Source organism: Streptosporangium sp. NPDC002721 (assembly GCF_042888905.1).
In the GTDB taxonomy this organism is placed as follows: domain Bacteria; phylum Actinomycetota; class Actinomycetes; order Streptosporangiales; family Streptosporangiaceae; genus Streptosporangium.
Window position 1 is genome coordinate 551,408 of sequence record NZ_JBIAQI010000001.1, and the last position, 12,024, is coordinate 563,431.

At 73.9% G+C, this 12,024-nt stretch carries 3 protein-coding genes; all 3 read left to right on the plus strand.

Translation table 11 applies throughout. The features are described 5' to 3' along the window. Positions 1-112 precede the first annotated feature (112 nt). Positions 113-1,639: an AMP-binding protein gene (locus ACFYWM_RS02230; protein WP_389907489.1), complete on the plus strand. Its 1,527-nt coding sequence runs from the start codon at positions 113-115 to the stop codon at positions 1,637-1,639. Continuing rightward, positions 1,636-2,877, plus strand: a complete 1,242-nt coding sequence (locus tag ACFYWM_RS02235) for a type III PLP-dependent enzyme (RefSeq protein WP_389907491.1) — start codon at positions 1,636-1,638, stop codon at positions 2,875-2,877. The genes ACFYWM_RS02230 and ACFYWM_RS02235 overlap by 4 nt, the downstream gene beginning before the upstream one ends. Before the next feature lie 124 nt (positions 2,878-3,001). Next, positions 3,002-12,024: SDR family NAD(P)-dependent oxidoreductase (locus ACFYWM_RS02240; protein ID WP_389907493.1), on the plus strand; the 9,023-nt coding region annotated here is incomplete at its 3' end.

A 12,024-nucleotide genomic window follows, 5' to 3' on the forward strand; every position in this document is an offset into this window, starting at 1 on the left:
GCGAGGTAGCGTTTCCTTGGATTTGTCTGGTCCAATCGTGAAGTAAATGAATGGGCCGCCGGAATAATTCTCTTTTTCTTTTCAGGGACGTTTCAGGGACGGGAGAGTCACGTTGGACGGCTTTATTCCCGGGGCGCCGCCCCTGCGGTCGGATCTCATACACAACCTGCTGGACGACGCCGCGGCCGCGAGGCCCGTCGACGCCGCGGTCAGCGACTCGCGGGGCGGCTGGGACTACCGGCGGGTCGAGGAACTCAGCCACGCCTTCGACGGCTGGCTCGCCGCCCGGGGGGTCGGCCACGGTGACCGGGTCATCGTCCAGCTGCCCAACCGGCGGGAGATGGTCCCCATCGTCCACGGGGTCTCCAGGCGTGGCGCCATCCTCGTACCGCTGAACCCCGGCATGAAGCCCTTCCACCTGCGGTCGGTCCTGGAGGACTCCGGGCCCGCCCTGATCATCGGATCCGGGGAGTCCGGCGAGGCCGTGCGGGACCTCGCCACCGTGCCCGTGCACGACATCGACGAGATCTGGGCCGAGGTCGAGGGGCGGGTGGGCCTGCCGGCCGGGCACGAGCCGGTCAAGGTCGTGCCGGAGGACGTCGCGATCCTCATCTACACCTCGGGCAGCACGGCCGCGCCCAAGGCGGTCGTGTGCCCGCACGCGCGGGTCACCTACGCCGCCTCCGCCATCAACGCGGTGCTCGGCTACCGGCCGGGCGACGTGGTCTTCTGCCGCCCGCCGATGTCCTTCGACTACGGCCTGTACCAGATCTTCCTGTCGGCCCTCGGCCACGCGGAGCTGGTGCTGGCCGGGGACGGCCCCGACCTGCTGCTGCTCGGGCAGATCCGCGACTGCGGCGCGACCGTCGTGCCGGTCGTGCCCTCCCTGGGCGCGATGATCGCGACGCTGGCCAGGCGCGCCCCCGGCTCCGTACCCACCGTGCGGATGTTCACCAACACCGGCGCGGCGCTGCCCGCCGCGACCATCGACAGCCTGCACGAGTCCTTCCCCGGGGCGCGGGTGGTCCGGATGTACGGTATCACCGAGTGCAAGCGCGTCACGATCATGGAGCCGGAGCTGGACCGGGAGCGCCCCGGCGCGTCCGGCAGGCCGCTGCCGGGCACCCGGGTGCTCATCCTGGACGGCGAGGGCCGCCCGCTGCCCGCCGGCGAGGTCGGGGAGATCGTCGTGGCCGGGCCGAACGTGATGGCCGGCTACTGGCGCGACCCGGTGCTGACCGCGCGCGCCTACCGCCCCGACCCCGAGACCGGCGAGGCGCGCCTGCACACCGGCGACTACGGCCGCCTCGACGAGGACGGCTACCTGTACTTCCAGGGACGTCGCGACGACATGTTCAAGCGCAAGGGCACCCGGATGAGCACCGTGGAGATCGAGGCCGCCGCGATGGACGTCCCCGGCGTCCGGGCGGCGGTGGCCCTGCCCCCCGACGGGGACCGCGACCTCGTGGTGTTCGTCGAGAGCGACCTGGCCCCCCACGCGGTGCTGCGCGAGCTCGCCCTGCGGCTGGAACCTCCCAAGGTGCCCGCCGCCTGCCACGTACTGGAGAAGTTCCCCCTCACCCTCAACGGCAAGAACGAGCGCAAGCGGCTGACGCTGCTGCTGGAGGACGCGCGATGAGCAGGAACGCCGATCTCGTCGCCAGGTACGGCTCCCCGCTGTACGTCTACGACCTCGACCGCGTCACGGCCGCCAGGGACGCCCTGCTGTCCTCGCTGCCGGAGAGCTTCAAGCTGTTCTTCTCCTTCAAGGCCAACCCCCACCCGGAGATCGCCCGCGCGCTGCGCGGCGACGGCGAGCGCGGCTGCCTGGCCGAGATCAGCTCGACCGGGGAGCTGACCGCCGCGCTGGAGGCCGGTTTCCACGGCTCGCAGATCCTCTACACGGGTCCGGGCAAGACCCACGAGGAGCTGAGGGCCGCGATCGGCGCCGGGGTGACCTCGTTCTCCGTGGAGTCGCCGACGGACCTGCGGCACGTGGGCGAGGTGGCGACCGAGCACGGCGTGGAGGCCGACTGCCTGCTGCGCGTCAACAGCGCCACGTCGAGCGCGGCCACCAGCATCAGGATGACCGGCACACCGTCCCAGTTCGGCATCGACAGCGAGACGCTGCCGGAGCTGATGCCCGAGATGAGCGCGGTGCCCGGCACCCGGCTGGTCGGGGCGCACCTGTTCTCGCTGAGCAACGCCAAGGACGAGGAGAGCCTCGTCGGGGAGTTCCGCCACACCATCTCGGTCGCCGCGGGGATCCAGCGGGAGACGGGCCTGCCCATCCGCTTCCTGGACATCGGCGGGGGCTTCGCCGCCCCGTACCTGTCGCCGGGGGAGCGGCCCGCCTACCCGAACCTCCGCGCGGAGCTGGAGGTCATCCTCGACGAGCACTTCCCGAGCTGGCGCGAGGGCGTCCCGGAGATCGCCTGCGAGTCCGGCCGCCACCTGGTCGGGGACTCCGGCGAGCTGCTGTGCACCGTCGTCAACGTCAAGGAGAGCCGGGGCCGCAAGTTCGTCATCCTCGACGCCGGGATCAACACCCTCGGCGGCATGTCCGGCCTCGGACGGCTGCTGCCGGTGTCCGTGCGGCTGGACGACGACGCCCTGCCCGAGGGGGCCGATCCCGGCGAGCTGGAGGTCGCGACCCTGGCGGGCCCGCTGTGCACCCCGGGCGACCTCCTCGGCAAGAACGTGCGGCTGCCGGTGCTCAGGGCCGGTGACGTGGTGAGCATCCCCAACGCCGGGGCGTACGGGATGACCGCGAGCCTGCTGATGTTCCTCGGGCGCCCCGCGCCCACCGAGGTCGTCACGCGCGGCGGCGAGGTCGTGTCCGCCTCCCGCGTCGAGTTCGTCCGGAAGTACAGCTGACCCACCCGGGCGCGCGGCCGGGGTCCGGCCGCGCGGCCCGGCGGGGCCGTCCCGCGTCCAGGCGGGCGGCTCCGGCGGATTCCGAAGATCGATACGGCTTTTTCACACGACGTGGAGTGGACGGATGAGCGAGTCCGAGCAGTTCGTTTCTGGCACCTCCGGCACGGCGGGCGGCGGGCGGGGAGAACCCTCGGCGTTCGAGTTCCCCCGCGCGGACCTCCCCGCCGAGCGGCAGCTCGGCTTCCTGGTCGAGCTCGTGCACGACCTGACGGTCGAGATCCTGCGTACCGTGCTGCCGTACGCGCCGGACGTCGTCGACCCCCACCAGGCGTTCCAGGAGATGGGCTTCGACTCGCTGGCCGCCGTCGAGCTGCACGACAGGCTGGCCGAGACGATCGGCGCGGAGCTGCCGATGACGCTCGCCTTCGACCACCCCACCCCCGCCGCCGTCGCCGCGTACCTGTTCACCGAGGTCTTCGGGATGGCCGCCGAGGAGACCTCCGAGGTCCGCGCGACCGTCGGCTCCGACGAGCCGATCGCCATCATCGGTATCGGCTGCCGCTACCCGGGAGGCGTCGCCACCCCCGAGGAGCTGTGGCGCATCGTCACCGAGGGCGCCGAGACGACCACCGGATTCCCTGCCGACCGGGGCTGGGACCTGGAACGGCTCTTCGACGACGACCCGGAGAAGTCCAACACCACCTACGCCCGCGTCGGGCACTTCCTGCACGACGCCGCCGAGTTCGACCCCGACTTCTTCGGGATCAACCCGCGCGAGGCCGTGGCGATGGACCCGCAGCAGCGGCTGCTGCTGGAGACCGCGTGGGAGGCCTTCGAGCGGGCCGGCATCGACCCGCGCTCGCTGAAGGGCAGCCAGACCGGCGTGTTCATCGGCGCCGAGCCGCAGGACTACGGCCCTCGGCTGGACAAGGCCCCCGGCGAGATCGAGGGGTACCTGGTCACCGGCAACGCCACCAGCGTCGTGTCGGGCCGCATCGCCTACTCCCTCGGCCTGGAGGGGCCGACGCTCACCGTCGACACCGCCTGCTCCGCCTCCCTGGTCGCGATCCACCTGGCCTGCCAGTCGCTGCGGACGGGCGAGACCCCGCTGGCTCTGGCCGGCGGCGTGACCGTGATGTCCACTCCCGGCACCTACACCGCGTTCAGCAAGCAGCGCGTGATCGCCGCCGACGGCCGCTGCAAGGCGTTCTCCTCCTCCGCCGACGGCACGGGCTTCTCCGAGGGCGTCGGCGTCATCGTGGTCGAGCGGCTGTCGGACGCGCTCCGCAACGGCCACCCCGTACTGGCGGTCATCCGCGGTTCGGCGATCAACCAGGACGGCGCGAGCAGCGGGCTGACCGCGCCGAACGGGCCCTCCCAGGAGCGGGTCATCCGCCAGGCGATGGCGAACGCCGGACTCTCCAGCGGTGACGTCGACGTGGTCGAGGCGCACGGCACCGGCACCAAGCTGGGCGACCCGATCGAGGCGCACGCCCTGATGGCCACCTACGGGCGCGGCCGGGGCGACGCCCCGCCGCTGCGGCTGGGATCGATCAAGTCGAACATCGGCCACACCCAGGCGGCGGCGGGCTCCGCCGGTGTGATCAAGATGGTGATGGCGATGCGGCACGGCGTGCTGCCCCGCACCCTGCACGTGGACGCGCCCTCCCCGTACGTCAACTGGTCCCTCGGCGCGGTCGAGCTGCTGACCGAGGACCTTCCCTGGCACAAGGACGGCGCCCCGCGCCGGGCCGCGGTGTCCTCCTTCGGCGTCAGCGGCACCAACGCGCACGTCATCCTGGAGGAGCCCCCGGCCGCCGCGCCCCCCACCGAGCTGGGGGCCGCGGAGCCCGAGGCGCCCGTCGCGGCGCCCGTCGCGGTACCGGTGGCGCTGTCGGCGAGGAGCGAGCAGGCGCTGCGGGCCCAGGCCGCGCGCCTCGCCGCCCACCTGCGAGACCGCGAGGACCGCGAGGACGGTGAGGACCTTGAGGATCTCGGTCTTACGGGCCTGGTCGACCTCGGGCACTCGCTGCTGACCACGCGGTCGACGTGGGACCACCGCGCGGTGGTCGTCGCGTCCGGCGGCGAGGAGCTGCTCGCCGGGCTGGACGCGCTCGCCGAGGGAGAGTCCGCCCCCGGCGTGTTCGAGGGCGTCGCCCCCGCCGACGTGCGCCCGATCTTCGTCTTCCCCGGCCAGGGCTCCCAGTGGGCCGGCATGGCCGTGGAACTGCTCGACTCCTCCCCGGTCTTCGCGCGCAGCATGCAGGAGTGCGCGGCGGAGATCGAGACCCACGTGGACTGGAAGCTGTTCGACGTGCTACGCGGCGCCCCCGGCGCGCCCACCCTGGAGCCGCTGGAGGTCGTCCAGCCGGTGCTGTTCGCGGTGATGGTCTCGCTCGCCGCGCTCTGGGAGTCCCACGGCGTCAGGCCGGCCGCCGTCGTCGGCCACTCGCAGGGCGAGGTCGCCGCCGCGTACGTGGCGGGGGGCCTGACGCTGGCCGACGCCGTCCGGGTGATCGTGCTGCGCAGCCGCCTGTTCGCCGAGACCCTGGTGGGCAGGGGCGGGGTCGCAGCCGTCGCGCTGCCCGCCACCGAGCTCGAACGACGGCTCGCCCACTGGCACGGCAAGCTGTCCGTCGGCGGCAAGAACGGCCCCTTCTCCTCGACGGTGGTCGGCGACTCCGACGCGCTGGCCGAGCTGGTCGCCCAGTGCGAGGCCGTCGGCGTGCGCGCCCGCGTCGTGGCCTCCTCGGTCGCCTCGCACTGCGCCCAGGTCGACCCGCTGCGCGAGCGCCTGCTGGAGATGCTCGCCCCGGTCTCCCCGAGGACGGGCGACATCCCCTTCTACTCGACGGTGACCGGCGGCCTGCTCGACACCGCCGGGCTGAACGCCGAGTACTGGTTCTGCAACGCCCGCTACCCCGTCGAGTTCCACCAGGTCGTCCGGACGCTGCTGGCCGACGGGCACCGCGTGTTCCTGGAGTCCAGCCCGCACCCGGTGCTCGCGATGAGCGTCCAGGACGCGATCGACGAGGCCGGGGCCGACGCCTTCGCCTTCGGCTCCCTGCGCCGCGACGAGGGCGGCCCGCGCCGCTTCCTCGCCTCGCTCGCCGAGGCCCACGTCCGCGGCCTCCCGGTCGGCTGGGACGCGGCGTTCGCCCCGTACGGGCCGCGCCGGGTCGACCTGCCCACCTACGCCTTCCAGCGCCGGCGCTTCTGGCTGGACGCCGGGACCGCCGGGGGAGACGTCACCTCGGCCGGGCTCACCGCCGCCGACCACCCCCTCCTGGGCGCGGCCGTGATGCTCGCCGACTCCGACGGGGTGCTGTTCGCGGGCAGGCTCTCGCTCCGGACCCACCCGTGGCTGGCCGACCACGCCGCCTCCGGCACGGTGCTGCTGCCGGGTACGGCGTTCGTGGAGCTGGCGGTGCGCGCCGGTGACCAGGTGGGCTGCGGGGTCGTGGAGGAGCTGACGCTGGAGGCGCCGCTGGTGCTGAGCGGTGGCGGCGGTGTGCAGGTGCAGGTGTCGGTGGGCGCTCCGGACGAGACGGGCCGCCGCGCGGTCGCCGTCCACTCCCGGCCGGAGGACTCCCCGCTCGACACCCCCTGGACCCGGCACGCGACCGGCTTCGTGGCCGCGTCGGTGTCCCCCGATGGGTCCCCCGGGGAGTCCCCCGAGGTGTTCGACCTCATCGAATGGCCCCCCGCGGGCGCGACGGCGGTCGACCTGGACGGCCTGTACGAGAAGCTGGCGGGCCAGGGCTACGGGTACGGCCCGGTGTTCCAGGGCCTGCGGGCGGCGTGGCGGCGCGGCGACGAGATCTTCGCCGAGGTCGCCCTGCCCGAGGGGATGGGCGCGCAGGCCGAGCGCTTCGGCGTCCACCCCGCGCTGCTGGACGCGGCCCTGCACGCCGAGTCGCTGCTGGACACCGGATCCGGCGGGGTGAGCCTTCCCTTCGCCTGGTCCGGGGTCTCCCTGTACGCCACGGGCGCCGCCGCCGCGCGGGTGCGGCTGTGGTCGGACGGCCCCGACACCGTGTCGCTGCGGCTGGCCGACTCCTCCGGGGCCGCCCTCGCGTCGGTGCGGTCACTGGTCTCGCGCCCGGTCTCCTCCGGGCAGCTCGCCGCCGCGGCCGCCTCCCACCACGACTCGCTGTTCCGCCTCGACTGGGCCGTACTGCCCGTGGCGGAGGCACCGGGGGAGAGCCGGGCCGTCCTGCTCGGCCCCGACGCGCACGGCCTGCGCGCGGCCGGCGCGGTGGCCGAGGGGTTCGAGGACCTGGACGCGCTGGCGGGGTCGGGTGCGGTTCCCGACCTGGTGTTCGTCTCCTTCGCGCCGGTCGACGGTGAGGAGGTCGTGTCCGGGGTGCGGTCGGCGACGCATCGGGCTCTGTCGGTGGTGCGGGAGTGGCTGGCCGAGGAGCGGTTCGGGTCGGCGCGGCTCGTCGTGGTGACCCGGGGCGCGGTCGCGGCCGGGCCGGGCGAGGACGTCCGCGACCTGGCGGGCGCCGCGGCCCTCGGCCTGCTCCGCTCGGCCCAGTCGGAGAACCCCGACCGCGTCGTGCTGGTGGACCTCGACGAGGAGGACGTGCGGGCGGACACCCTGCTGGCCGCCGCACGCTCCGGCGAGCCCCGGCTCGCCCTCCGGTCGGGCCGGGTGCTGGCCGCCCGCCTGGCGCGGGCCGCGTCCGGTGGCGGGCTGGTGCCTCCGGCGGGGGTGGCCGAGTGGCGGCTGGACGCGCCGGTGAAGGGCAGCCTGACCGACCTGACGCTGGTCCCGGCCCCCGAGGCGGGCCGGGCCCTGGAGCCGGGCGAGGTGCGGGTCTCCATCCGCGCCGCCGGGCTCAACTTCCGGGACCTGGTCGTCACCCTGGGCATGGTGCCCGAGAACGACGAGCCCATCGGCGGGGAGATCGCCGGCGTGGTGCTGGAGGCCGGGCCCGGGGTGGCGGACCTGGCGCCGGGTGACCGGGTGTTCGGCCTGCTGGACGGGGCGTTCGGCCCGGTCGGGGTGACCGACCGGCGGCTGCTCGCGCCGATCCCCGACGGCTGGACCTTCGAGCAGGCCGCGGCCGTCCCGGTGGTCTACCTCACCGCCTACTACGGGCTCGTCCGGCTGGGCGGCCTCACCTCGGGCGAGTCGGTGCTGGTGCACGCCGGTGCGGGCGGGGTGGGCATGGCCGCGATCCAGCTGGCCCGCCACTTCGGCGCGGAGGTGTTCGCGACCGCGAGCCCGGCCAAGTGGGAGGTGCTGCGGTCGCTGGGACTGGACGACGAGCACATCTCCTCCTCCCGCGACCTGGACTTCGAGGAACACTTCCTGCGGGTGACCGGCGGCCGGGGCGTGGACGTGGTGCTCAACTCGCTGGCCCGCGAGTTCCTGGACGCCTCCCTGCGCCTGCTGCCCCGGGGCGGCCGCTTCCTGGAGATCGGCAAGACCGACCTGCGCGCCCCCGAGGAGGTCGCCGCCGCGCACGCCGGGGTCGACTATCTCCCGTACTCGCTGATGGAGGCCGGTTTCGACGGCCTGCGCGACATGTTCTCCGAGGTGCTCGACCTGTTCGTGCGGGGGGTGGTGCGGCCGTTGCCGGTGCGGTCGTGGGACGTGCGGCGGGCGCCGGAGGCGTTCCGGTTCCTGTCGCAGGCAAAGCACGTGGGCAAGATCGTGTTGACGATGCCGCAGGTGTTCGGAGCGTCCGGCACGGTGCTGGTGACCGGTGGCACCGGGACGCTGGGTGGTTTGGTGGCCCGTCATCTGGCCGGGGCGCACGGGGTGCGTCATCTGCTGCTGACCAGCCGCCGGGGCCGGGAGGCCGAGGGGGTGGCGGAGCTGGAGGCCGAGCTGGCCGCGCTCGGTGCCGAGGTGACGGTGGCGGCGTGTGACGTGGCCGACCGGGCGGCGCTGGCCGGGCTGCTGGCGGAGATCCCGGCCGGCCGTCCGCTGACCGGGGTGGTGCACACCGCCGGAGTCCTCGACGACGGCGTCATCGAGACGCTCACCCCGGAGCGGGTGGACGCGGTGCTGCGGCCCAAGGTGGACGCGGCCTGGAACCTGCACGAGCTCACCCGCGACCTCGACCTGTCCGCGTTCGTCATGTACTCCTCGGCCGCCGGGGTCTTCGGCGACGCCGGCCAGGGCAACTACGCCGCCGCCAACAGCTTCCTCGACGCGCTGGCCGCGCACCGCAGGGCTCACGGCCTGGCCGGGGCCTCGCTCGCCTGGGGCTTCTGGAACCAGCGCAGCGGCATGAGCGCGCACCTGGGCGACGCCGACGTCGCCCGCATGGAGCAGTCGGGCGCCCGCGGCCTGTCGTCGGAGGAGGGGCTCGCGCTCTTCGACGCCGCGGCCTCGATCGACGAGGCCCTGCTGGTGCCGATCCACCTCGACCTCGCCACGTTGCGCGGCGCGAACGGCACGCCACCCGCGCTGCTGCGCGGCCTCGTCCGCGCCCCCGCCCGCCGCGAGGTGACGGCGCCCGCGACCTCCGCCGCCGGAGGCTCCCCCCTGCTGCGCCAGCTGACCGGCCTGCCCGAGGCCGAGCGCGACCGCGTGCTCGTCTCCCTCATCCGTACGCAGGCCGCCACCGTGCTCGGCCACGCCGACGCCGACTCGGTGCAGTCGGGCCGCGCCTTCAAGGAGCTCGGCTTCGACTCGCTCACCGCGATCGAGCTGCGTAACCGGCTCAACGCCGCGACCGGGCTGCGCCTGCCCGCCACGCTGGTCTTCGACTACCCGACCCCCGTCGCGCTGGCCGAGCACCTGATGGGCAGGCTGCTCGGCGCGGGCGTCCCCGCGCGGGCCGAGCAGCCGCTCGCGCGGGCCGCCGCGCCGGTGGACGACGACCCCATCGTCATCGTCTCCATGAGCTGCCGCTACCCGGGCGGCGTCGACTCGCCCGAGGCGCTGTGGAGGCTGCTGGAGGAGGGCGGCGACGCCATCTCCGACTTCCCCGCCAACCGGGGCTGGGACCTGGACCGGCTCTTCGACCCCGACCCCGCCCGGCACGGCACCAGCTACGCCCGGGGTGGCGGCTTCATGCACGAGGCGGGCGAGTTCGACGCGGGCTTCTTCGGCATCTCGCCGCGCGAGGCCCTCGCCACCGACCCGCAGCAGAGGCTGCTGCTGGAGGCGGCCTGGGAGGTGCTGGAGCGCGCGGGCATCGCCCCCGACGCGCTCAAGGGCAGCTCGACCGGCGTGTTCGTCGGAGCGTCGAGCACCGGCTACGCCACCGGGCTGGCCACGCTGCCCGAGGGCGTCGAGGGCTACCTGCTCACCGGCAACTCCAGCTCGGTGATGTCGGGCAGGGTCGCGTACGTGCTCGGCCTGGAGGGGCCCGCCGTCACGGTGGACACCGCCTGCTCCTCCTCGCTGGTCGCGCTCCACCTCGCCTGCGACTCCCTGCGCCGCGGCGAGAGCACGCTCGCGCTGGCCGGGGGCGTGACGGTGGTCTCCACCCCCGAGCTGTTCGTGGAGTTCAGCCGCCAGCGCGGCCTCGCCCCCGACAGCCGGGTCAAGTCCTTCGCCGACGCCGCCGACGGCACGGTGTTCTCCGAGGGCGTCGGCATGGTCGTCCTGGAGCGGCTGTCGGACGCGCGCCGCAACGGCCACCCGGTGCTGGCGGTGGTACGGGGCAGCGCGGTCAACCAGGACGGCGCGAGCAACGGCCTGTCGGCCCCGAGCGGTCCCTCCCAGCAGCGTGTCATCCGCCAGGCGCTGGCCAACTCCGGCCTCTCGCCCGCCGACGTGGACGTCGTCGAGGCGCACGGCACCGGCACCACCCTGGGCGACCCGATCGAGGCCCAGGCCCTGCTCGCCACCTACGGCGAGGGCCGACCCGAGGACCGGCCGCTCCGGCTGGGCGCGATCAAGTCCAACCTCGGCCACACCCAGTGCGCCGCGGGCGTCGCGGGCGTCATCAAGATGGTGCTCTCCATCCACAACAACCTGCTGCCCAGGACCCTGCACGTGGACGCCCCGACGTCCCACGTCGACTGGTCGGTGGGCGCGGTGTCGCTGCTGACCGAGCCGGTCGAGTGGCGCGAGAACGGCCACCCGCGCCGCGCGGGGATCTCCGCCTTCGGCATCAGCGGCACCAACGCCCACCTCATCATCGAGCAGCCCCCCGTCCCCGCCGGAAACGTGGAGCCCGCCGGGACGACGGCCACGGAGACGGCGGCGCTGCCGCTCCTGGTGTCGGCGCGAAGCGAGGAGGCGCTGCGGGCGCAGGCCTCTCGCCTGGCCGCATTCGTGGAGGAGCGCGAGGACCTGGACCTGCTGGACACCGCGTACTCGCTCGCGACGACGCGGGCGGCGCTCGACCATCGTGCGGTGGTGGTGGGCGGGGATCGCGCGGAGGTGGTGCGGGGGTTGTCGGCGCTGGCCGGGGACGCCGCGACTCCGGCGTCGGGTGTGGTGCGGGGCCGGGTGGGGGACGGCCGGTTGGCGGTGTTGTTCTCGGGTCAGGGTTCGCAGCGGGCGGGGATGGGCCGGGAGCTGTCGGGGTTGGTTCCGGGGTTCGCGGTGGTGTTCGAGGAGATCTGCGGTCACTTCGACGGGTTGCTGGAGCGGCCGTTGGGTGAGGTGGTGTTCGCCGGGGCCGGCTCTGAGGCGGCGGCGTTGCTGGATCGCACGGCGTATACGCAGGCGGCGTTGTTCGCGGTGGAGGTGGCGTTGTTCCGGGTGCTGGAGGGGTGGGGGGTCCGGGCGGACTACCTGCTGGGGCACTCGATCGGTGAGCTGGTGGCGGCGCATGTGGCGGGGGTGTTGTCGTTGGAGGATGCGTGTGTGCTGGTGGCCGCGCGGGGCCGGTTGATGCAGGCGTTGCCCGAGGGCGGCTCGATGGTCGCGCTGCAGGCGGGTGAGGCCGAGGTACTTGAAGTGCTGTCGTCGGTCGACGCCGACGGGACCCGGGTGGGGATCGCGGCGCTGAACGGTCCGACGTCGGTGGTGGTCTCCGGTGATGAGGACGCGGTCGCGGAAGTGGCCGAGCACTTCAGTGGTCTGGGTCGCAAGAGTCGTCGCCTTCGGGTCAGTCACGCTTTCCACTCGCCCCGGATGGAGGCGATGTTGGCGGAGTTCCGGACCGTGGCCGAGAGCGTGTCCTACGGTCCGGCTCAGATCGCGGTGGTCTCCAACGTCACGGGTGC